Below are 24,686 nucleotides of genomic sequence, written 5' to 3'. Positions count from 1 at the left end.
AAGGGTAAACAAGGCAACATTATTAGCGTTTTCATTTTCATTAAATGACCTTCAAATGAAAGGAAGGAGTCCAATCATGGATGCACTTGATATAAAAATTCTAAGCCACCTTCAAGAACACGGCTCATTACATACACTAGATAATTCAATTATTAAGCGTAGCGAACTAAGTATTCATCGTCGGATAGAATCGATCAATTCTTTACTACCAGATAATAAAAAGCTATATATTGAAAATCATGTTGTGTATAGTAACATAAATTATCAAGATTATATTAAAGCCATTCAAAGCATTCCTTTTTATACTTACTCTTCTTCACAAAGTGAGCGTTTCTCATTTATTATCATTCAATCGATTCTAAAGGAAGTAGTAAATACAACTAGTCTTTATGAGCATCTAGGGCTCAGTCTATCAACCAAGAAAAAAGATAACCGATGCTTAACTGATTATTTATTTAAAATGGAGTTGACTAAGGAGATTGCTCGTAAAAAAGGGATCACTATCAAAGGGAATGAGACTTTTATAAGAATTGAAGGAACTAAGATTCTTTTAAAGATTCTTGAACTTGATGCAAACAATCAACTAAAATTGAGACAAGCTAATAATCCAATGGAAGTATTAATTGCAGAATATTTCATAAGAGAAACTGCTCTTCATGCAAATACAGCAAAAAAAATAGTAACAGAACTTATTCCTGGTTACTATGACTTATCCTATCCATCTAAGAAGTTCATTTATCTTTATCTTATTTTGATGCTATACCGTAATGACCGTGGTCATTATATAAATAAAGTAGTTGCTTTGCCATTTGAAGTAGATAATTCATTTTACATAGTTGAGAATCCCCTTGAGAACAAAACTTTATATGCGCTCTTGCTTTCTTTGGATACCAAGTCATCACAACCGTATATTGAAAGTATCGCTTTTAAAGAAAGAGTTACTCAGTTTATCAATCATATTCAAAAGGGAATTATCACTAAAATTTTTTCTTACAACGATCTTTTCAATGAGGTCTATCAATTTATAATTAAATGTATGTTACGTACTGCTTTCCATTTTAACTTTTATGATAATAAATTAGATGAGACATCTATCGAGTTACCTAACTTATTTAACCTTATCTCAGAAAGTTCATTTATAGCAAATGAACTCAACCTTTCGCAAGATCAAATCTCAACTCTAACTCTTATCTTTAGAAAACATATCATGGAAAATAAAGTGTTAGGGAGGAACACAAAAAATATTGTGATTGTAACAAATTCATCAATTGAAAAAGCCAACTTTTTTGCTTCAAATTTAATTCATTTTCTTGATATTAAAATTATTAAAACATTACACATTAATGAACTTCATGAATTAAATAGTCTTGAGTATGACTTTATCATTACATTTTCTAATCGGCTCGCTTCTTTAATTCAAGAGTATGGTTTTCAATGTATTAAACTTCAATATTATTTTAAGGATGAAGATATAAATAGACTGTTAAAGTTCGGATTTTCTAGCAGTTCTAGACGAAAAATTATTACAGATGATTTTATAAAGGAAATAGGAAAGAGACCCCTAAAGGATCTTAAGGAATTCTTAATCAATCATTATCCTTCTCATTTCCTCTAAACGTGACTCAATAATTATTTACTTAAAAGGGTTCCCTAATATTTAGGAAACCCTTATTTCTTTTATTTATAATTTATGAATGTAGTTGTTAATTATATTTTCCATTATTTGGATTGTTTCAAATACTCATAAGAGAAGGATTATACACGAAATTTAATTATCTAAAGATTGTCCCCTCTCTCATAGGATAATTACAACTATTATAGTAGCTGTAGTGGCCAGGTGGACTTGGCAAGGTCCAAAAATGGTTTAAAAGATAGAGAACATAAAGTTCTACATTCGTTAATAAACCACAGAGTAATAGTTATGGAATTCATGCCTCTTGGTGTTATCCATTATTAACAAACACATTGGAACCGTTGGTTGCTAATTTTTTGTTCTAATAATTTCATCAATTTGGTTTGATTAATGTTATCAAAATATCCTTGGATATTGACGTCTACTACCCAAAAACATTTCTTACTGGCTTTTCTTATTTTACCCATACTTGATAGGTATTGCGTTTTGGTCGAAAACCAAACGAACAATCATACCATGCTAGGTCAATAAATAAAATCGCAAAATAATACCTGACAGAACATGGTACTTCTGACAGGTATTATAGTTCAATAAAAATTATTCTTGCACTTCATCAATCCAGGTCAAGCTTCGAAACGAAAACTCACCAAAAGCGGATATATTATTAATCTTAGTTTTACTCCTCATAAAGCTTTTTTAAATAAGAAATATCAACAAGCAACATGTTTGAAAAGGTTGTGTTCACCTTTATTCCAGATTGTGCTCGAACTTCATTCTCTAATGCATATAAACCATCAAGAGTCTGTTTGTCGTCATTCTGAATATTGTTAATTTTTGCCAGCAAACTAGTAACTATTCCTTTATTAGTAATCCATTTCTTCTCGCTTGCATAGTTAATAGCCTCATCTAAATGATCAATGTCCATGGTAACCTTTACTTTATAGGTTTCGTTTGTAACATTTCCAGCTCGGTCGGTTGCAGTGACCTCAATAGTATGATCTCCTATTGATAATGAAAATGGTTCTATTTTAATTGGGTGACTTACCTTCACTCCATCTAACTTGAATTCATTCCTTGAAATCACGCTAAAGGAATCAGAAATCTCAAAATCCAGATTGACTGAATCTGTACGATAAAATTCTAATGATTTTGGTGCTGTAATGGTAGGGGACGTCATATCCTTAAATTTGCTAGAATGTGTTTTCCCTATCGAACCTGCAACATTTACTTCAACCTTTAGTGTTGGTGATGTTTGTAGAACTGTAATTGTTTCATCCTTTACATCTATATCCAAGCCTGTTTTATTTAATTCAACTATAACTTTCGCTTGTTTTTGCGTTGGATCAGACACAGAAAGTGTCAATCCATTGCTTTCTTCTTGTACGATAACAGATGCAGGGTTTTGCACGGTAATAAAGTCAACCGTTTCTGCTTCATAAAAGTTTGCTGCTGTTATCCCAAGAGTCTTTTCCCTTACTGCCTGAACCGCTGGCGTATTTGCAAGGACCGTTATATCAGCATTACTACTGTAATTTTCTGTTTGAGTAACATCTTTATTAGGGAGAAGTACATAAGAATAAGCGGCATTTACAGGCTTTGTCCCATGATCAAACGCTAAACTTATATAGTTTCTTGTAATAGAATCAGAGGATCCACCATTATTAATCTCGTTCCAAGAGCCTATTCTCGATTCACGTAATCCAAACACGCTTGATGATGCAGGGAAATAATAGCCTATATCTGAGCCTTGAACATTCCCCTCTATGTGAGCCCATTTGACCTCGTTGAACGTATCGGAATCATCGAGTTGACTCAGTTTTTCTTCCCCATTAACGATCAGCTTATTGTTACCATTTTCATTTATGTGTCTATTTTCTATAATCGTTTCTACTTTAGACTCATTTAAGCTCGAAATATCCGCTCCTAAAGCAACAATCTCATCATCGAACATAAACCATGATTTTTTACCTTGCAGTGAGCTGCCTGTTAATTTCTCAAAGGAGAAATCCATCCCCACGGCACCATAAATTCCATTAAGATTAGAACCCCCAACCCATGTTCTTGGGTTATAGTAACTTGCCCAATCTCTCAATATTCCTTTTGATTGATCTGTTGTTATACCTGGTAATCGATAACTGTCTACAGTTGGCCAAAAATCATTGCTGAATTGCTTTAGGTCATTGTTATATAAATAAGTAGCCCCAGCTCCTGTATACCATCCTTCTTTATTTTCTCCATTACCATACTCAAAACCTGAAATTCGATCAGAAAACATACCAATCCCAAAGCCAAATCCAGGACGAAGATGTACGACCCGATCCATACCTGCAAAGACCTGATTCTTAACCAAATCACCCCTTGGCTCAATGTTTGAATTACTTATTAAATCCTTTACAAGATTGATTTCATAAATCGATAATCCTTCGGTATAATTGGTAAATGTAGAATCTGTTTGGATCCACTCTTTGACCATCCGCTTGATCTCCATTGCTTTTTCAGGAGGAGCAGCATCAGACAATCGCAGTAAGCTTAATATTGTCGCTCTTCCCTTTGAATGATCGGTAGATCCCTGCCTTGAAATCCCCCTTCCAGATACCATATCCATCATTGCACCTTTATAAATAAGTGGTTCAAAGGAATCTGTTACCCAGTTAAACACATTATTTACATTCGGATTATTGACTTCCCACGGGGAATCTTTTAACAAATACATCATGTCAGCTGTACGACCAAGCCAAACAGCTCCGTATCCCCCTGTATAAGCTATATTAGAGTGTTGAACAAGAGAACCGTCCCTATAAACGCCATTACCGCTTTCAACATAATGATATTCTTCACCAATTGAAAGATTTCCCAGCAAGATTTTTGCACTATTATTTCCGATTACACCACGAATAGATACGACAAGAGCCTTATCTAAAAGGTTTGCCCCTGTTTCTCGAAAGTCTGGATTATTAAGAGATTCACGGGTTGTAGGATCTGGAACAAACCGATCAACTGCTCTCATATAGTTTTTTATTTGAGTGGAAGATAAATCGTTATAAATCAACACCACTATATCGTTCATCGCTTGAGGGGTTCCTATTTCCCAATCCCACCAATTTCCATAATGATTTTTATTTTCATTATAGCGATGTGCATATAACCAATCTAAGCCACTAACAATGTCTTCCTTCAACGTTTGATTGCCTTTTAATGTTGAACCTTCGATTGAATAAGCCAGTGCCATATCTTTTAAACGCTGGTAGGAATTCGTTATATGAGATGAATCAGTTGTACTTGCTCTATCGTTCCACAAGGACGTGCGATTTTCTGATTTATTCATCGAATCCCATAAACCCGTTCCATCATCGTTTGTAACTTTTTCTGTTAAAGTATTGATAGAGTTGGCCACATTCTTATCGTTTGGATCATATTGATCATTGCCTGTTAGTTTATTGAACCAATTGACTCTAAGCTGTTCATAATATTCTATAGCCTCAGCAGAATCTACACTAACTAGACTCTCTGCCGTAAATCCACCATCCTTGGTTGTTGCCTTAATTGTTGCAACCCCTGGGGCTACTCCTGTAACAAGGCCTGTATCGTCAATCACTGCGATATCAGGGTTGGAGGATGTCCAATAAACGGTTTTGTCAGTAACATCTGAAGGTGTAAATACAGGAGTCAAGGACATAGCTTCCCCTATATTTAACGTAACGGCATTTTGCTCTAATATAAAATTAGTCACTGTTTTATCAGTTTCCTTAAGTGTCACATTATCTAACCACGCTTTCCCTGTTGCCGTTTCAAAAAATAGCTCTACCCGTAGCTTACTTGCACTTTTGGGGATTGCTAAATTAATTTCTTGTAAGCTCCAGTCATGTGATCCTTTTATTTTTTCTGTGGATGGTCCATCACTAACTTTTTTTCCATTACTATCTAAGTACTGTGTTCGAACAAACAGTCCTCCCCAAGATGCTTCAATATTTTCTGTTTTAAACCAAAATGATAATTGATAGTTTTGATCCGGGTTGACCGCCACATCTTGTAGAACATCCGCTCTGCTTGTCTCAGTTGCATTGATAGAGATAGAATGATTTCCCTCATGATATTCATTAGAGTCAATTGTTAACTCTGGATTACCACTTGGAATCCAAACATCCCAATTCTCAGGTCCTATATTATTCGACCATTTACTGTTACTAGTTGTTGTCTCAAACCCACCGTTTTGTATTAAATTCATTTTTGGTATTTCTTCTGCTGAAACTTTATACACAGGTAGGGCTGAACTTAAAATAAAGAATATTGCTAGACAAATACTCATTGCTTTTTGCACTTCTTTTCCCCCTCCACTTTGTCATTTAGTCCTGATTGATCATGAAAAAACTGGGCCAAAAAAGGTAACTTCTCACAACTTAACGATTATTCTAATGTTGTTAGACCTAAAAACTTAGATGGACGAAGCGAACGAAAACTTTCTTATAAATATCACCCCCCTCAAAGTTTCCAAAGGATATAAAAAAACAAATTTGTTACTTCAAAAAACAGGAACAGGGGCTCCATATGGAGAATGAGATCGATAGATAACGCTTACATTTTTTTGGTTTTTAACAGAGATTAGCCCTTCGATATTTTAGGTTGATTTTAAATTATTATATTTTAAAATAATCCTTGACCTTGATAACGATTCTGACTATTATGTGTTCAATTTTTACCTTTAATATAGAGCCACTAATTTCATAGATTCTTATGACATAGGAGATGAATCTAACTAAACATCCTTATGAATTTAAAAAAGACCTGCAACTTATTGCAGGTCCAATTGAAGACAGTCAGGATTTATCAAGCCTAGAATAAATTTCATCCTAATTTAGGCGTGTCTATTAAAAATATTTCTAAGCGATCGATCGAATGCATTTCGAAAATAATGATTTCATTCTCGCCTTTTTTTAATAATGGCCCTGGCAAATATAAGGTTTCTTGAGGTCCAATTTCCCAATATCTACCTAGGTTAAAACCGTTAATAAAAACGACCCCTTTTTTCCAACCGGGTAATTCAACAAATGTATCCCCGATTTCTTCTACATTAAATACGCCCCTGTAGAAAGAAGGTCCTGAGTTATCAAGATTATTTGCCTTCTTAAAAGTTAAAGAATCAAGATTATTCATCGGTAGAGGGAAAATTGTCCAGTCATATAAAAATTGACGTTCAAATCTTACCCCTTCTGTAATTCCTTTTGGATCTTTTAAAAGGGGACCATAGTTTATACGCCCCAAATTCTCTACTAATATATCAAGCTGAACCCCTTTTTCCGGTACTTCAAAGGAAATGGTATTATTGTCCCAACGATCTATTACACCAATAAATTCTCGGTCTATAAATACAAGTGCACGATCGCGAACATCTTGTATCGTTAATTGGGCCTCTGGTTTTGGCCCCTCTATTGTAGTTCGATAAAGAATGAAACCATAATCCTGACCCAGTTCCTCCATTGTTTGTGGATGAGTTCTTCTTACTGGTTCACTAATTACTTCTAATGAATCAAATAATTTTATAGATTCCACCATATCAATTTTTCCATAATTGATTTTAGGAATAGGTTCAGGTAATTTTAGTTCCTCAATATTTTTATATTTTCCAATAGCCTCACGGACTGCATAAAATTTAGGAGTTAAATCTCCCGATTCACTTAATGGACAATCATAATCATAGCTCGTGACAGTTGGGGCATATTTGTCATCGTAATTTGCTCCATTATAAAAACCAAAATTCGTACCTCCATGAAACATATAAAAATTAACTGATGCTCCCCCTTTTAACATTTCGGCAAATGTGTTAGCAGCATCATATGGATCTCTTTGATGATGCTCTTCTCCCCAATGATCAAACCAGCCATTCCAAAATTCCATACAAATATCGGGGGAATTAGGAAAATACTCATTTAATTTATCAAACGATTCTTTTGGCTTCGAACCAAAATTAGCTGTAGCTAGTAAATCAGGCAACGTCCCCCCTTGGAGCATCAAATCCGTTGGACCGTCTGAAGTAAATAGTAATACATCAATTCCTCTAGAAATCATTCCATCCTTTATATAATGAAGGTATTTTTTATCATTCCCGTAACTTCCATACTCGTTTTCCACTTGCATGGCAATAATTGGGCCATCATTAGTCATTTGTAAGGGCTTTAATTTTTCCATTAACACATCATAATAAGCATCTATTTTATCTAAGTATGGTTCGTAATAAGATCTTAGTCTCATATTACGGTCAGCGAGCAACCAGGCAGGGAGTCCGCCAAATTCCCATTCAGCACATATATACGGGCTTGGTCGAACAATCACATATAATCCAATTTTCTCAGCAATGCGAATAAACTTCTCAACATCTGCTATGCCAGTAAAGTTAAACTGCCCTTCCTTTGGCTCATGCAAATTCCATGGAATATACGTTTCCACACAGTTAAATCCGCAAGCCTTTAATTTCAACAGCCTATCTTCCCAATATTCCGGTACTATTCGAAAATAATGAATGGCCCCTGAAATAAGTTGAATAGGATCATCGTTTAAATAGAGTTTTTTCTCTCTTACAGTTAAATTTGACAATCTGAACATCTCCCTCTTAAAAAAACTATGTTAATGATGAAACACTCGCAAACCTGTACCGATAATGCCTTGCTCATTACCCAATTGACTGATCTGCATTTTTTCTAAAATATGTTTCTGTTCATCTATTACGAATTCAGCTAGCTTATCTTTTAATAGATTCAACAAAAATAGATTATTCGTTGCTACACTCCCACCAAAAGTGATCAAATGTGGATCCAATAGGATATTAATCATATAAACGCCATGTGCTAATGGTGTAATCAGTTAATCAACTTTTCAGCAGTTTCGTCACCGTCTTTATAGGCAGCAAAAATCATCTTTGTTGTATCTTCCACAAATAGGCTAAGTCTTTTTCGTTCTAAGAAACACTTTTTTATCTCAATGAATGCGTCCCTCTCACGGTCTTCAGTATACGCAATTTTTACTTGCTCTAAGTCCGGATAATCTAAATCAAGGATGTGAAATATTTTCGTACTATCCATATAAACACCTATTATGACAGTTTGTTCGATTGAATGTTCTATCTTTCATACCAATACCCGGTCACTCCTTTTTCAAGACGCATAAGTGATTCAAGGTAGAAGTAATCTCCCCAAATCATATAATCATCCTTTGAAAGATTTCCTCTAACATGATAAGAGCCATGCTTTAACAATCCTTCAGCACCGGTCTCATGTATTGTTGAATAGTTAGTTACAAGTGAATTCATCATTTTTAAATTGGAATTTTCAAAATATATGCGTTCACTATCACTTGGTTCTAAATGACTTACTAGCTCTTGGATACCGGCAGTTACAATGGCTGTTGCTGAGCTATCACGGGGCGTATCTTTCGTAATAGGTGCATTAAAGTCCCAATACGATACATAATCTTCAGGTAAGTTCTTCAGGAAAAAATGTGCCATTCGTTTTGATGCTTCCAAATACACGGGATTTTTCGTATAACGATATGATAAAGCAAATCCATATACACCCCATGCTTGACCACGACTCCATGTAGAGCCGTTTGTATATCCTTGATGGGTAGAGCCGCCAATTGGCTCTCCTGTTTCCTGATTAAAATGGAAAGTATGATAAGAACTATCATCACCTCGAACGAGGTAGCGCAGCGATTTGTCCGCTTGAATTATTGCTGCATCTCGAAACCTTTCATCACCTGTTTGTTCCGAAGCCCAATAAAGGAGTGGTAGATTCAGTAAGCAATCTATAATAATACGACCGCCTTCAACATCGTCTCCTATCGGTCCCCACGCTTGTATATATTGCCCTTTTTCTCTCCAGCGATCCATTAATTTGGTAGCAGCTTTGAGCGTCAGTTCTTTTGCATTTGAATCTTTTTCTATGATCCACTGAGCTTTTGAGGATAAAGAATATAAAAATCCGATATCATGATGTTGGAGAACTACATCATTCTGAAACCGCTTAAAAAAACTCTCAACAGATTTCCTCGCTGCATTTCGATAGATATCATCATTTGTGTATTCATAACACAGCCAAAGAATCCCTGACCAAAATCCATTTGTCCAATCATCATTATTATTCAATTCATATTTATTATTCGTACTAACATGGGGAAATAAATCACCGAACCTTGTCATGTTATCCCTCGTTTTTTGAATCGCATCTTCGATTGCTATTTTCCACATATTTATCACTCTCCTAAGCTAACATCAACCATTTTATACTGTATTGTATATAAAACTATTAATGGCATTACCTACTCGCATCCGGCCTCCATTAGCGCAAAAAACTGATCGTTTTTTTAACTTGAGGTCTTTGATGTAAAAAAAAATCTTGTATCAGTTGCATAATCTTTCCCTATAAAAAAACCTCCTAAAGTGTAAACCATACATAAAGTGTAAAGTGAAAAATGATCCGTAAACACGTTTGATTTTTTGTAAAACGTGTAAGATTTTTACCATTTTCACTAAACCCTTCGTTTGTAACTTTGGAGGTCATTAAAATATTCTAATTTGCCTTTAATCTAAAATCTCGTGGTGTCATCCCCATATATTTTTTGAAAACCTTTGAAAAATATGTGCGCTCGGAATACCCGCATTTTAGTGCTACCTCTTCAATGGTTTCCTCCGTGTATTCTAGCATTTTTCTTGCAGCTTCTATTTTATAGCGATGAACATAATCCGTGAAATTTTCACCAGTTAGTCGTTTAAAATAACGTGAAAAATAACTTGAATTCATATATAGAAATGCTGCCACATCTACTGAACTAATGTTTTCTGAAAGGTGATCAGCGATAAAACTATTAATAGCCTTAAGCTTTGGCTCAGCCTCTACAGATTGGTTCACAATCTCATTTTCCTTAATAAGTTTCTTCATTTTACCTTTTATAAGCTTTAATGTATCACATAAGCTCAATGTAGATCTTAAGCACGTATAAAAATCCTCATCCATCTTGGAAGATCCGAATTGCAATTCAATTTTTCGAATATGCTGGGAACAAAGCTCAATCACTTCAATTGGGAGTAAATATCGTTTCTTTGCTTCTGTTGAAATTACAATAATAGATTTTTCTAATAGGTCTTCATCCTTTTCTTTAACAGAGAAAAAGAGGTTTTTCATTTCATGTTCTAGTAATTTGTCAACAGGAGAATGGAAAAAAGCGTTATCACTTTTTAGGTTCCAGCTCTCTATTGTTGATTCTGAATAGTAGAAGTTATATTTAGAATCTATCATTTTTTTATACGAAGCACCTATTTGATCTAGTTCTAATGATGCTTGGTTATAGATAAACCGAATTTGTATTTTTAGTATTTCATTACATTTTTCATATAATTCGGTAAGATACTGGCGAAGGTATTTCTGGATATTATACTTGATAGTTTGTTGATAATTAATCAGATAAACTAGGTTTTCCTGATTATTAAATACAGTGATTCCGGTGAATTTTTTCGCCAGCTCCTCCGCAATATTATAAATGCTATACATAATCACCTTATAATCATGATAATTGTACTTTTCTACAAGTGATGAATAAGAAATATGGCCAATTCCTATTAGGAAAGAACTATGCTCCCAGTGTATCCCTATACTTTTCGCATACGTAAGTAACGTTCCTTTATTTTCCACATTTAATAATCGTTCTAATAGTGTTAGCTTGATGAGATCATTATTCCTTGTTAAAATCACGTTATATGCATTTTTTTCAGAACTCTTAGAATTTTCATCTGCCATTTTTACAGACTTGCGAAGGCATTCTTCTAATTGAGATGCAGTCAGTGAATCCTTTATCAAGTAATTATCAGCATCTAGGTTAATTGCCCTCTGCGCATACGAAAAATCTTCATGGCAGGTTAAAAAAATGACTCGAATATCCGGTTTCATACTCCTAAATTTTTCTACGAGTTCTAACCCATTGATTTGAGGAAGTCCAATATCTGTTATCACAATATTAGGCATAACTTCCTCAAATAATTCTAGCGCTTTTACACTTGAATATGAGGAGGCAGCAACTCGTACACCATAATCTTCCCATTTTATTAATTGCTTCAAATATTTAATCATGAGAACATCATCATCAATTAACATTACTTTATACAAGTTTATCGCCACCTTTATGAAAAATTATTTCTTTTTGGAATGTGAAGATCAACAGCCAATCCACCTAGTTTATTTGACTTAATATGAATAAAAGCATCTTCGCCAAAGGTTAGCTGTAATCTATTTAATACATTTACGATTCCAATTCTTTTATACGTGTCTTGATTTTCATTTTGTAACAGGGATCTTAATTTCTTCATTTCATATTCCTCAAGTCCTATTCCGTTATCTTGGATAGAAATGACAATGAACCCTTCAACCAATTTTGCATCAATCCTAATTTCACCATTCGATTCTTCTACTTCAATAAACCCATGTATAATGGCATTTTCAACAATCGGTTGAAGCATAAGTCTAGGTAACTCAAAATCTCTAATTTCATGATCAATAGATACATATAAATCCAACTGTAAATCGGTTCTCATTTTCATAATTTCAATATAATGATGAAGCATATGACACTCATCCTGTATGGTCCACGGGTCATTAATTTTCATATAAGCCCTAAGCAATCCCATTAGTGAGTCGATCTTTTGGCTATGAAAATTGTCATTTGACAAAATTAAGCTAATTTTAATTGAGTTAAGTGTATTTAGTAAAAAATGAGGCCGAATTTGTGCGAATAACGCTTGGAGTTCTAATACTCGTTTTTCCTCTTGTTTTAGCTTAATATCATTAATTAAATCATTTATTTGATCTAACATGATATTCAGGGTTTGACCCAACTGGTTTATTTCATCTTTACCTTCAACATGATATCTTACCTCTCTATTTCCTTTTCCATATTTTTTTGCAACATTCGTCAAGTTTCTAATTGGTTTATGGAGTCTTATTGCGATAATGAATGAAATAAACAAAAAAATCAGAAAAAAGATGGTGAAAATCAGGATACTAATATTGAAAGTTTTGGATAATTGTCCTGTTATTGCTTCATTTTTCGTTTCATGTATAAGTTTCCACTCTGTTTTTGGGATCATGATTTCATTTCGAATATTGTTATTCGAAGCAGGAAGATTCATCTTTAAGGATGTATTCCCTGCAATCCTATTTCCACTCTTATCAAAAAGTGCAAAACTACCCGTTTTAGAGTTGCTAAAAATCTTATCATAGTATTTACTCGAGATTCCAATATAGAGTGTAGATAATAAATCACCGTCGTTTTTATCACGTATAACTCTTGCAAAATAATAAAAGGAATCGTTTTCATTTTCAGGGTTTATAACTCCGAGCCATTGTAGCTTATTCGGAATTGAAAAATTAACACGGGAATTGACCATCTCCCAATGGCCGTTCAATTCTTGAAAAGCTCCAGTTTTTCCATTCACAATATCCATATATGGTATGATAAAATTGTTTTTATTCACAACGAACATCGTAATATCAGTACTTAAGATCTTTATTGATACTAACTCAAAGGATTCCCGTACACTCAAATAAGTTTTATAATCCTCATAAGATTTAATATCATTCATAGTAGAGAAATCTCGAAGATTATCATTAATCCTACTATTATTTGAAAACAAGTGGGATGCATAGGCAATATCGTCCAGATTTTTGGAAATATCTTTTTCCATTATATTTAAAACTGATTGATTCGTAAGTCGAATTTCATGCATAACGGAATCTCTCGTATTAGAATAGGAAAGAAATGAAAGTGCCACAATCGGTAATAAGATTAATACAAGAAAGGAAAGCTGAAGTTTCCAGTAGTAACTATTTTTAAACATCATTATTCATCTCATTTCTATTACTTTTTACGTAAGATTCTTTTCTAAAAATATATCATATATTGAAATCGTGCAATAGTCACCTGAATTTCCCAATAGTATGGTACGTATAGCTAAAAGGACACCATTATGGGTGCCCTTTCTAAGACGTAACTACTATTTTGAATTTTCTTCAATTACATTATTTGCTTCTTTAACCATCCAGTCCTGAACCTCTTTAGCTGACTTATCTTCTAAAATGAATTGACTAAACCCATCTGTTAAAATTTGATCTAGTTGACTTCCATAAGTAATTGAAACCTTTGAAGTCGGTAATGGTTCAACTCCACTTTCAAATAGCGTGTACATTAAGGATTCAACATCATACATATCTTCTTTTCCACTAATAAAACGTTCAACTAATGGTTTTACATCACCCTTTTTCCAACCTGGTAATTCCGTTCTTGCTTCAGTTAAGTTGGTTGACATAAAACGTGCAAATTTAAATGCTTCTTCCTTGTTGTCTGAGTTAGCACCGATTGATAGGAAGTTTCCTCCCATAAATATTTCCGGTTTATCATCTTTTGAATATAATGGAACTGGTGCAAACGCTGTTTTAAAATCATGTGGGTAATTTTCAAGATCGCCTGGATCATTAATTGTGAAAGTCCCAGTTAACAGCATTGCTGCATCCCCATTAAAGAATTCAGTACGATAATTAAGCTTTGCTCCAATTACATCTGAATAAGGCTTAATCGATTGATCTTCTTTCTCCATTGTACGACGAAGATTAAAGAAGTATTCAAATGTAGGGTCATCAAAGTTTGTTTTACCTTCTTCCGTTAAAAACGGATGTTTAAATTGGATTTGTGCCATAGGATTTGCATATAGAGACCAATTGTGGAAGTATGCACCATATTGTTTTTCTTCGCCTTCACCTTTTGTTAGTTTTCTCGCATACTCTGCAAAGTCATCCCATGTCCATCCCAGTTTAGGTACTGGTAACCCCGCTTCATCTAATGCATTTTTATTAAGAAGAACATAGTTTTGAACAACATTATTTTGAATTCCGTAATATTTCCCTTCATATTGCGGATTCACATAGTATTCTTCTTCCGGATTTAAATTACTTTTTTCATAAAACTCATCTAAAGGAGCTAATACACCTTGAGCTGTACGTTCGAATACAGCATCCGCATGTGGTAGCATTACCAGGTCTACCTTTTCACCAGAAGCCATTAGAACGTCTAACTTTTTAAGTGTTTCTAGTGAGTTCCCTGGTACTAATGATACAGATTCTACATTAATATTTGGATTTTCTTTCTCAAACTGCTCAATATACTGCTCAGTAGTAGCAGCCTGTATCTCATTATCCCAGTTGTAATACTTGATCGTTACAACCTCATCTTTATCGCCAGAAGTAGCTTGTTCACTTCCCTTATTAGAAGCACATCCAGCTAAAACCGACACGGCAAGAATGGTACTACTAACTACCAAACCAGCTTTTCTCTTAAACTTCATCTTTCTTCCCCCTTCTCTATTAACCGCTTACATTTTGAATTATAAATCTATTTCAAATAAAAGAACGTGAATTATTTAGCATTATGCGTGTATAATTTTTACTCTTTTTTTGATGTCATCTCGTTATCCTTTTACTCCTCCAAGGGCGATTCCTTTAATTACATGTTTTTGTAAAATGATAAAGATAATCACTAAAGGTATGATAGCTGAAAGTGAAGCCATCATTAGAATTGCATAGTTATCTGCATAATCATCCTTAAATAATTGCATACCTAATGTGATTGGATACAAGTTTTTCTCGATTAAGAAGATAAGTGGATTTTGGTAATCATTCCACGTCCAAATAAATTTAATAATCCCAACTGTTGCAATAATCGGTTTGCACAAAGGTAGAATAATTTTCCAAAAGATCGTGAAATACCCTGCCCCATCAAGCTTTGCTGCCTCTATCAGCTCATTAGAGACTCCTAGCATAAACTGTCTCATAAGAAATGTAAAGTAGATTGAGAACATCCCCATTAAGATAAGACCTTCATGTGTATTATATAGTCCTAACCACTTTAATAATAGAAATCTCGGAACAAGTGTGGCTTGCTCAGGAATAATCATAAAACTCAGTAGTAAGCCAAACATTAAATTTCTTCCCTTAAATTGTAACTTCGTTAAAGCAAACGCTGCCATAGAAGAAAAGAGAAGTGTGGCCACCGTCATAATGATCGAAAGCTTTAAGGAGTTAAGATAAAATAGAGAGAAAGGAATTTTCGCCATCCATACAGCTTTAAAGTTTTCAATGACATTCCAAGAACTTGGTATCCATTCTATTGGAAAAACCATAACATCCTTTTCAAATTTAAATGCTGCTGAAGTCATCCAAAATAATGGTAATAGGAAAAAGATTGATACAGCAAGTAGTATGATAGTTGTAATAGCCTTTTGTATATCTATTTTTCTCTGAATCATTCATAGTCCCCCTTCCTTTAATAATGTACCTTGTTCTTTTGAATTTTCCAGCTAATGAGCGTAATCAGAGCTACAACAATAAACAATAACCAAGATATAGCAGAAGCATATCCCATATTAAAATTCCGGAATCCTTCTTCATAGATTCTAAATACAATAACTGTTGATGAGTTATTAGGACCACCATCTGTAAGGAAGGCAATTAAGTCAAATACCTTAAAAGATCCAATTAATAAAGTAATAAATAAAAATACATTTGTCGGTCCAAGCATAGGTAATGTAATGTTAAAAAACTTTTGTATGGAAGAAGCCCCATCAATGCTTGCTGCCTCATATAACTCATCAGGAATATTAGATAGACCAGCTATATAAATGATGATGTTATATCCAATGATTGCCCATACAGAAATAATAATAATGGCAATCAGTGAATACTTCGGATCTGCTAACCATAACGGTGTTTTTTCAAATCCAATACTTTTTAAAAACATATTGATTGGTCCACTTGAAGGATGATACAATGCACTCCATACAGCCCCAATAGCAATAATAGACGAAATATACGGAATAAAAAATGCAACCTTAAAGTATTCCTTCATATATACTTTTGTATGGATAATGACGGCAAGAATTAATGCCAATGCCATACCAGTTGGAACGGATAGAAACGTAAAAATAAGATTATTTTTTAAAGCGATAAAAACCGTTTCATCCTGGAACATTTTCTGAAAGTTATCTAACCCAACAAATTTAATAGTGGAAAAACCACCGACTAAATTCCATTCTGAAAAGCTAATAACCAATGAAAATATAATTGGAAAGACATACAAATATAACATTCCAACAAGTTCAGGTAATAAAAATAGCCATCCTACAAGTGCCTCCTTGCGGGAGTTTGACCATTTTGTTTTTTTAACCAAAAGGTTCGAATTTTCTTTTTTTATCTCAACAGTGCCCTTCATTTGCGCCCCCCCTGTTCATTTATAAACTTACTATAATACACAATTTCCCTACCTCTAAAAAACGATTCTGACCTATATGTGCAAAATTTTTACATTCTTTTTTGAAGATATTGACTAACCTGAAAAACTTTAGTTCAACTTTATCATTCCCTCTAATCCCCTCTTTCCAAAGAAAGAGAGGGCTGTCTATACTTAAAGACAGCCCTCTCTATTATAAATATTAAAAACTTTTACTATACTTCATTGGAACTTGACCAATCCCTTTAACTTTTATGTCTATCACTTCTCCCTTAGGAATGATCAACGCTCTCTCAGCTAAATTTCAATAGGTGTGTTATCTTTCCATATAACCGGTGTTCCCTAATGGAGAAAAAGTTTTTATAGTCCTCTAGAACCTACAGGTTAATTCCGGAATTCATATTTAACGTTCAATCGTATTCAAAATACCCATTCTCTAATATCCGTAAATTCATCCAAAGGGCGAAAATGCGAATATTCCATTGTAGACTTGATTATTAAGGGGTATATACTTCATCTTATATTGCGTCGTTATGTACGAGACGTTCAGAAAAGTGGGCGAAAGAAAAAGCACAAAAACTTATTGAAGCTGCATTACGTAACCCATTTCAAAACAACTTGTATCAAAGCCATATTTTTAATCTAAAGATGTTAATTACTATCGTTCTTCAATATCAAGAGCACCTATCGCAACTAGGAGCAGAAATAGATGCCCTCGCTAAAGAAATAGTAGAATATAAGATTATCCAGTCTATCCCTGGTATCGGAGAAAAGATTGCGGCAACAATCATTTCAGAAATTGGAGAGATAGATCGGTTTAATCATCCAAAGAAGTTAGTTGCCTTTGCAGGAATAGATCCTAGTGTTTACTCTTCTGGAAGGTTTACAGCGACCAACAATCGCATAACGAAGAGAGGATCTAGAAGGTTAAGGCAAGCATTATATATGGCTGTGTACTGTGGAATTCGAGATGCCCGTAAACAAAAGACGAGCGATACCGTTATACCTCGAAACAAAAAATTAAGAGAGTTTTACGATAAAAAACGCGATGAAGGTAAACCCTATAGAGTAGCGATAATTGCTTGTGTTAATAAGCTTTTACACTTGATTTATGCGCTTTTAAAGAACAAAACCACTTTCCAAGAATTAGCTTAAAAGCTATATTTAACAACATAAAACAAAACCTTCCAATAATGAAAATCAGAAAGGTTATTTGGCATACTCATTTTTAGTATATCATCTAATTTTTCATTTTTTTATTGAAAAATGTTGACAACTATTAGCTGGTTTTGTGGAATAAAATTAACTTATTTCAATCCGTTGAAAAATCATAGTAAACACTAACCATAATCCAAATCCAATACCTAAAGAAAATACAAGTGTTATTCCTTTCTTTAAACACAACACGGTAATTCCTAAAAATAATACTGTTGGAATTATTCCCCATAGTACATTTATAAGAAATTTTGAGATTTCTAATTCACTTCTTTTTTCATATGATAACCAAGCAATTGAAAGCATACTTGTTATCGGAAATGCAGCAATAAACCCTGCAAGTAAAGGATTTTTTCTTGCTAAACCACTAACCAAAGCAATAATAATAGCTGATACTACTACTTTAATTAAGAACATTTCAACTCATCTCACCCTTCTCTAATCTCAACTCAACTAAGCTCTAAATAATCAGTATTCTATAGAAAATTTAAAATACCTTCTTCAACAAAATGCCCCTTTTCATAAAGAAAGACGCTTTCCTTATTTCAGAAAAGCGCCATTTTGCTGAAGATCACTAAAGCTTCTATTGAAAAATTTCACAATCTTTATACTAATCTAAACACTACCATTCCTTAAAAACCATGGTATATATCAAAAAATTGTTAGCCCGACGTCCTTGGGCTAACACTCTCTTTGAACCAAATTTTATTCTTTAAGCATGTTTTTGTAAAGATAGAATAAAATCGAAAAAAGACCAATTTGTTGAAGAGAGTGATATAAATGAACCCAATTACCTTTAAAGCATTTGCAATCACTAATGAAATTGATTTGAACAAAATCGCCATTCATTGCGGCATTCCCAAAAAATTCACCTGGGAAGAGCCTTTAATCCTAAAAGGCGATATTCTAAATTCCATTATTAATAAAAATGTGAACGAATCGCAACAGGTGCTGATTTTTTCCTTTGGCAGCATTGTCTTCATTAATTACTCACACGCCGATGAGATAAAGGGGTTTTTAACCTATATCCATTCTTTCGAGCCGGACATTGATCTCGTCTATGTAGATAGATATACGGACGATTACAGCCTTCACTTTAAAGAAACTGAAAACATCAAGTTGACCGACGAATATGTAGTGGTGCCTAAATATGAATTTTTCTACCCTGAATTAATTTCCACTGTTCTCGCAAAATCGGTGGCCCTCGAAAAAACAGAGGAACAACTCGGAAGAATCCACGACAAGCTCGAAACCATGATAGACCGACTGGAAAAGGGCAATCTGAGAATCGGCAACAAGGAACTAGCGAGAACGACGGCAAAAATCCTACGTCACGAGTATAACACCCTTGCGTATATCATGATTCTGGATAAACCTGATATTACATGGACAAGCAGCATTGCCGGCGAATTTTATGACAGTATGCTGGATTTTTTTGAATTGAATGATCGGTATAAAATCTTGAAAAGTAAAACCGAGATTTTATATAACATTATGGATGGGTTTTCTAACATCAGCCATTCAATCAGGGGACTATTCGTTGAATGGATCATTGTGATTCTCATTGTTTTTGAGATTGTCTTGACGATATTAGAAATTGTAGGATGGATTCCTTGAATCCAGAATCTTATTCAACCGCCCCGTTAGCCAACAACAGCAAAGAAAAAGGGCTGCACCAACCCTTGTTCCTCAACTCTTGCTCCCTTTGATGGAAGACTTCTTTTGGAACATTCCAAAGGAAGGTTAATGCACTTCTAAATCGTAACACAACAAAACCAATTATTATTACCGACAACATTGATAACCAAACTAATAAAAATCTTTAATGTAAAAGAGCACTACCCTTATTCAAGGGTAACGCCCGATTGTTGAAGATAGCTAAAATGGTTATTTATTTAGCTAATAGAGAATTAATTTCTTCGTAAAATAAGATTATACACGAAGTTAAATTTTATTTTATTCTTCCCCTGTTGCTATTACGAGGATAGTTATGTATAGATTTTGTTTAAAACATCAAACTAATTAAGCAAATGCAAAATCTAATTCTTACAATCTTTTAAGGAGATGATTTGAATGGCACAAAATAATAACAGTAATCAATTAGTTGTTCCAGGTGCTAAACAAGCTATTGAACAAATGAAGTTGGAAATCGCATCAGAGTTTGGTGTTAACCTTGGTGCTGAAACATCTTCAAGAGCTAACGGTTCTGTAGGTGGAGAAATTACTAAACGCCTAGTTGCAATGGCTCAGCAATCAATGGGGCGTTTCTAATTTTTTCGTATTAAAGAGGAGAAAGAACTTCTCCTCCATTTTATGCCTTTTTAGATAAACTCTCCTTCTTCAACTAAAGCACCCGTTACTTTAAGTACATTTTTTCACAAACTCGTTCTTTTTCACACTTTTATTACAGGAATGCTGCCATGATAGTACCTGACGAAATTAAACAAAAAAAGAGCATTACTACTTCTAGGATTAACGCTCCCTACAGATAAACAAGCTAACTCGTTTCCTGCCAAAAACCCTGCCAAGAATTTTTCTTAGCAGGGTTTTTAGGTAGAGAAATTGATCTTAAATTTAAACACAAATATCTTTTATAATGAATCTATGTTGTTATTATCTTTTCTGTATTTAAGAATATTTAGCATTCGGGGTTACTAATGTTTTTTTTGACAACATCAACCAATTTTTATTTGTCTAGTTTAAAACCTATTTCCATTGCCAATTTGATTTCTTCACACATGTACCACATATCAGTAATTTGTCCATCATCATTAAATTCAAAAATACCAACTTCATCCCACTCTATACGCTTATTAGTAGCAGGCATTCCAACAAATGTACCCTTGTGTGTTACATAATAATGAAACTGTGCAATTACCTTATTTCCTTCTGCAACAACATATTTCATTTCAACTTTTTGATCACTTAATGCACCGTGAAGTACAGCCCAACCTTCCTTCATCCACTCTAAAAAATTCCCTTTTTTCGGAATTGCATCGCCAGTAGCTTCATAAAGAGCCGCAAAACCAGCTCTATGTGTAACAGCATCTTTCGAGACTACTTGACGAACGTAATCTACATCGTTAGTTGGTAAAGCCTCTGTAATAAATTTTCGAACAATTTCTTTGTTATTCTCTAGTTTATTCAAAATAGTTCCTCCTAAAATCACTTTAAATATTTTTTGCTTAATTAGTAGTAGCTCTCTACGACACAAATCATAAACTCTATAGTAAGAATAGGGTCAACTCTTTTATTCCGTTATTTTTAATGTTAATTTTTTACTGATGCTGGATTATCAATATCAGATAGGTAAATTCTATATACCATAAGATTTGTATGATGAAGATTAAATATTCTTATATTAACTCTTACAAAAGTAATCCCTTCATAATCATAGGGATAAAACTCATTTTCAACAGCTTGTCTATTTTCCCAAGTCAGTTTATACAGCATTTCATTTGTAATTGTGTATAGTAAAAGAAAGATTTTTAAGAAGAAACAGAGAAGAAAGGATAAGATTTATGAAGCAATATTACTCCATTGGAGAAACAGCTCGTCTAAACAACATCTCCATTCAAACATTACGCTATTATGATAAGATTGGCATTTTCAAGCCTTCTTATACAGATCCGGATAATGGATATCGTTATTACCATGTTAAACAGTTCTTTTATTTAGATATTATCAAGTATCTAAAATATATCCGAACACCATTAGAAGAAATCAATCGTATCATTTCAAGTAAATGTACCCCTGAACATATGCAAAGCTTTCTTGAGGAACAAGAAAGCGTGATTGAGCAGGAAATGGAGAACCTTGAACGTGCTCGGCGATTACTTCAAAGAAGAAAGAGGCAGCTTAACGAACAATTAGATATATGTGATAAAAAGGAAGAGGGCTTAATATATTTTCGCCATATAGAAGAACAAACCATTTTAAAAGTGGAGACGCCCCAAGTTACCCCTCATGATCCACCAGACTTATATGTCCGAAAGTTGGCTGACGTTCTCGAAGAAAGAGGAGATATGGTGGATAACTATTATGGTTTCATTTATGATTTAAAGTCTTATAAGGATTCTCATGATATTTATTTCGATAGTATTTATACAACTATTTGTAAAGGAGAAAAGGTAAGTATAAAAGGAGAAAACATAAAGCTAGATACACTCCCACCTGGTGAATATGTATGTATTGCCTTTGATTGGTCTACCAAACATTATGCTTCATATTATCAAAAACTTTACCACTATATTGAATCTCATAGCATACAAACCGATGGAAAGGTATATCAAGTTTCCCTTCCTATCAACTACAGTTCATCAAAAGAAGAACAGTTCCTCACAGAATTAAGAGTACTAAAAAAATAATTCACCCTTGACCCTATAGTTGCTATAGGGTCTATTGTTTGTTCCATAGTTCATAAAAAAAGGAGGCTTTATGTAATGCGTTATATTTCTTATCTATTTGCCTTATTAGCAGGAGCAGCCCTTAGTTTTGAGGGAGGTATATATGCTGAACTGGGAAAGCACATAGGAAAATTGGAAACGAGTTTTTATAACTTTTTTATGGGCACAATTCTTATAGGATTAATGTGGCTTTTTTGGGGAAAAGGCAAACTTTCCTATACGATGCAGGCACCAAAGTGGTCCCTTCTTGGAGGACTTTTAGGTGGTATTTATTTAACTGTCATTGTTATCAGTGTGCCATTCGTTGGTATTGGAATTACGATGGTTTCTGTAATGATTGGTCAATTACTCATGAGTATGGTGCTTGAACATTTCGGTTGGCTCGGAAGTAAGAAGGCAAGGGTTAATAAAGAAAAAATCTTTGCGATCGTGACAATGTTAATAGCCTTAATTCTAATTAACTAGGAGGGGGAAACAAAACATGGGTATGATAATGATTGTATTAAATTTAATAGGCGGTATTTTATTAAGTGCTCAATCTTCAATAAATGGTACACTCAGCCGTAAAGCTGGTGCGATTGAAACTACGCTTTTGACTTTAATAACGGGCTCCATGTTTCTTGCGGTCGTCATTATATTCTTCGGTTCTGGAAAACTTTTAAATATATTTGATGCTCCTAAATGGCAGCTAAGCGCCGCGTTCCTGGGTGCCCTATATATGCTTTTAGTTATTGCAGCTGTCCCAAAAATTGGGGTTATCGCAACCAATATAGCAGCAATTGCTGGACAGCTTATCATTAGTTTGATTATAGATCATTTTGGTTGGTTTAATAGCATGGTTATACCTTTAGACTTAAACCGAGCTATTGCCCTAGTGTTTATACTCGTTGCACTTTATTTCATTTATAAAGGAAACAAACGCTCAAATGAAGAAAACTGATGCTTAACCTATTTAAATAATAAAAAAGTGCTACACCCTTTTATGGTTGCAGCACTTTTTATACCATATTGGTATACAGGATCTTTATATCTGATAACAATTGCTCACTAATAGTAAAAAATTTACATTAAGAATAAAAAAACAAAAGAGTTGACCCTGTTCCTACTATAGGGTTTATGATTTGTGACGTAGATTTCCAAATGAAAGATAGAAAAGAAAGGGGATTATTATGGAAAACAACAACAGAATATGCGATATACTGGGCATTCAATACCCTATTATACAAGCAGCTATGAGCTGGATTACGGATGCGAACATGGTGGCCGCCGTATCTAATGCAGGAGGAATGGGAGTTTTAGGACCTAATGCTGGGGCAAAATTTGAGGGATCTAAAAAGATTAGTTCAGAAGAAAGACTTCGTAATGAATTACGCAAAATTAAATCATTAACGGATAAACCATTTGCTGTGAATATTTTCTCTCCAGAAGAGGGTACGGATGATGCGTATACACAAACCGTTCTAAAGATATCTTTAGAAGAAGGAGTTAAAGCATTCCTAAGTGTTGGCTTTGTTAACAAAAAATTATTTAAACAAATTAAAAATCATAATGCCACGTTAATTCACCGTGAATTGACGCCTACACCTGAAGCAGCAAAAAACGCAGAGGATGCAGGTGCGGATATAATTATTGCGACGGGCTATGATGAAGGTGGATGGATTCCTCAGAACCAAATTGGAACCTTCTCCATCGTCCCAACGATTGTAGACGCCGTGAATATTCCGGTAATGGCTACTGGTGGAATTAATGATATTCGTGGTGTAAGAGCTGCATTTGCTCTTGGCGCAGAAGGGGTTTATGTAGGAACCCGTTTTATTGTATCAGAAGAGTGTCCTGCTTCAGACATTACGAAACAAGATATTATTCGTTCAAAAGCGAAGGACCTGGTTTTTGTGTCGTCCCTTCAACGTTCCACACCACATAAATTAGCTCAAGAATTAGAGCGTAGATATAAAAATGGAACACCCCTTGAAGAGGAAATGAGTCTTCGACCGGGAATGCTAGAAGGAAAGCTAGATGAAGGAATCGTTTCTGTGAACACAGCTATCGATGTTATTACAGAAGTAAAGAGTTGTGAAGAAATCGTCAAGGAATTAATGGCGGACTTTATTCAGTAA

Annotated in this window: 19 protein-coding genes and 1 pseudogene; 8 read left to right on the top strand and 12 right to left on the bottom strand. The window is 34.2% G+C overall.

What is annotated here, in order from left to right; genetic code table 11:
* The first annotated feature begins 76 nt into the window (after positions 1-76).
* Positions 77-1,615 carry a hypothetical protein gene (locus WQ54_RS31815; protein WP_052737706.1) on the top strand — a complete coding sequence of 513 codons (1,539 nt, stop codon included), beginning with the start codon at positions 77-79 and terminating at the stop codon, positions 1,613-1,615.
* A gap of 694 nt (positions 1,616-2,309) precedes the next feature.
* Here WQ54_RS31815 and WQ54_RS31810 read toward each other — a convergent pair.
* The 10 genes from WQ54_RS31810 to WQ54_RS07645 form a co-directional block, all read right to left on the bottom strand.
* Entirely contained in the window at positions 2,310-5,951 is a 3,642-nt protein-coding gene (locus tag WQ54_RS31810; protein WP_052737705.1) for a polysaccharide lyase family 8 super-sandwich domain-containing protein, read from the bottom strand.
* A gap of 524 nt (positions 5,952-6,475) precedes the next feature.
* On the bottom strand, positions 6,476-8,221 hold the full coding sequence (locus tag WQ54_RS07685; protein ID WP_231597471.1) for a beta-galactosidase: 1,746 nt from the start codon (positions 8,219-8,221) through the stop codon (positions 6,476-6,478).
* Between the two features lie 30 nt (positions 8,222-8,251).
* A complete protein-coding gene (locus tag WQ54_RS07680) occupies positions 8,252-8,485 on the bottom strand; it encodes an ROK family protein (RefSeq protein ID WP_269431555.1) in 234 nt (77 codons plus the stop codon).
* Positions 8,485-8,706 carry a hypothetical protein gene (locus tag WQ54_RS07675; protein WP_046514377.1) on the bottom strand — a complete coding sequence of 74 codons (222 nt, stop codon included), beginning with the start codon at positions 8,704-8,706 and terminating at the stop codon, positions 8,485-8,487. The genes WQ54_RS07680 and WQ54_RS07675 overlap by 1 nt, the downstream gene beginning before the upstream one ends.
* Before the next feature lie 38 nt (positions 8,707-8,744).
* Positions 8,745-9,869, bottom strand: a complete 1,125-nt coding sequence (locus WQ54_RS07670; protein ID WP_084821886.1) for a glycoside hydrolase family 88 protein — start codon at positions 9,867-9,869, stop codon at positions 8,745-8,747.
* A gap of 322 nt (positions 9,870-10,191) precedes the next feature.
* Positions 10,192-11,781 (bottom strand): helix-turn-helix domain-containing protein, encoded by a 1,590-nt coding sequence (locus WQ54_RS07665; RefSeq protein WP_046514374.1) that lies wholly within the window; start codon positions 11,779-11,781, stop codon positions 10,192-10,194.
* A gap of 14 nt (positions 11,782-11,795) precedes the next feature.
* Positions 11,796-13,511 (bottom strand): sensor histidine kinase, encoded by a 1,716-nt coding sequence (locus WQ54_RS07660; protein WP_052737704.1) that lies wholly within the window; start codon positions 13,509-13,511, stop codon positions 11,796-11,798.
* A gap of 153 nt (positions 13,512-13,664) precedes the next feature.
* Positions 13,665-15,008, bottom strand: a complete 1,344-nt coding sequence (locus tag WQ54_RS07655) for an ABC transporter substrate-binding protein (RefSeq protein WP_046514371.1) — start codon at positions 15,006-15,008, stop codon at positions 13,665-13,667.
* A gap of 123 nt (positions 15,009-15,131) precedes the next feature.
* Positions 15,132-15,968, bottom strand: coding sequence for a carbohydrate ABC transporter permease (locus tag WQ54_RS07650; RefSeq protein WP_046514368.1), 837 nt, complete (start codon positions 15,966-15,968; stop codon positions 15,132-15,134).
* A gap of 17 nt (positions 15,969-15,985) precedes the next feature.
* On the bottom strand, positions 15,986-16,930 hold the full coding sequence (locus WQ54_RS07645; RefSeq protein WP_156177805.1) for a carbohydrate ABC transporter permease: 945 nt from the start codon (positions 16,928-16,930) through the stop codon (positions 15,986-15,988).
* A gap of 561 nt (positions 16,931-17,491) precedes the next feature.
* Here WQ54_RS07645 and WQ54_RS07640 point away from each other — a divergent pair.
* Positions 17,492-18,103, top strand: a pseudogene (locus WQ54_RS07640) (IS110 family transposase); the annotation flags it as partial.
* 147 nt (positions 18,104-18,250) lie between these two features.
* Here the strand turns inward: WQ54_RS07640 and WQ54_RS07635 are convergent.
* Positions 18,251-18,580: a DUF3147 family protein gene (locus tag WQ54_RS07635; RefSeq protein WP_046514365.1), complete on the bottom strand. Its 330-nt coding sequence runs from the start codon at positions 18,578-18,580 to the stop codon at positions 18,251-18,253.
* 363 nt (positions 18,581-18,943) lie between these two features.
* On the opposite strand from WQ54_RS07635, the gene WQ54_RS07630 reads away from it, so the two are divergent.
* A complete protein-coding gene (locus WQ54_RS07630) occupies positions 18,944-19,780 on the top strand; it encodes an RMD1 family protein (protein WP_046514362.1) in 837 nt (278 codons plus the stop codon).
* A gap of 456 nt (positions 19,781-20,236) precedes the next feature.
* Positions 20,237-20,434 carry an alpha/beta-type small acid-soluble spore protein gene (locus tag WQ54_RS07625; protein WP_046514360.1) on the top strand — a complete coding sequence of 66 codons (198 nt, stop codon included), beginning with the start codon at positions 20,237-20,239 and terminating at the stop codon, positions 20,432-20,434.
* 415 nt (positions 20,435-20,849) lie between these two features.
* Here WQ54_RS07625 and WQ54_RS07620 read toward each other — a convergent pair whose 3' ends face one another.
* Positions 20,850-21,311: an ester cyclase gene (locus WQ54_RS07620; RefSeq protein ID WP_046514358.1), complete on the bottom strand. Its 462-nt coding sequence runs from the start codon at positions 21,309-21,311 to the stop codon at positions 20,850-20,852.
* 373 nt (positions 21,312-21,684) lie between these two features.
* Between WQ54_RS07620 and WQ54_RS07615 the strand changes: the two genes are divergently transcribed.
* The 4 genes from WQ54_RS07615 (at position 21,685) to WQ54_RS07600 (ending at position 24,686) form a co-directional block, all read left to right on the top strand.
* The gene (locus WQ54_RS07615; protein ID WP_046514355.1) at positions 21,685-22,530 is read left to right on the top strand and encodes a MerR family transcriptional regulator; all 846 of its coding nucleotides are present in this window, start codon (positions 21,685-21,687) and stop codon (positions 22,528-22,530) included.
* A gap of 75 nt (positions 22,531-22,605) precedes the next feature.
* Positions 22,606-23,034: a DMT family transporter gene (locus tag WQ54_RS07610; RefSeq protein ID WP_046514352.1), complete on the top strand. Its 429-nt coding sequence runs from the start codon at positions 22,606-22,608 to the stop codon at positions 23,032-23,034.
* Positions 23,035-23,050: 16 nt separating this feature from the next.
* Positions 23,051-23,509 carry a DMT family transporter gene (locus WQ54_RS07605; RefSeq protein WP_046514349.1) on the top strand — a complete coding sequence of 153 codons (459 nt, stop codon included), beginning with the start codon at positions 23,051-23,053 and terminating at the stop codon, positions 23,507-23,509.
* A 229-nt stretch (positions 23,510-23,738) separates the two neighbouring features.
* The gene (locus WQ54_RS07600) at positions 23,739-24,686 is read left to right on the top strand and encodes a nitronate monooxygenase family protein (protein WP_046514347.1); all 948 of its coding nucleotides are present in this window, start codon (positions 23,739-23,741) and stop codon (positions 24,684-24,686) included.

It is taken from the genome of Bacillus sp. SA1-12 (assembly GCF_000981385.1).
Taxonomy (GTDB): Bacteria; Bacillota; Bacilli; order Bacillales; family Bacillaceae; genus Metabacillus.
The sequence above is the reverse complement of the archived record's forward strand: the minus strand, read 5'-3'. Positions and strand labels throughout refer to the sequence as shown.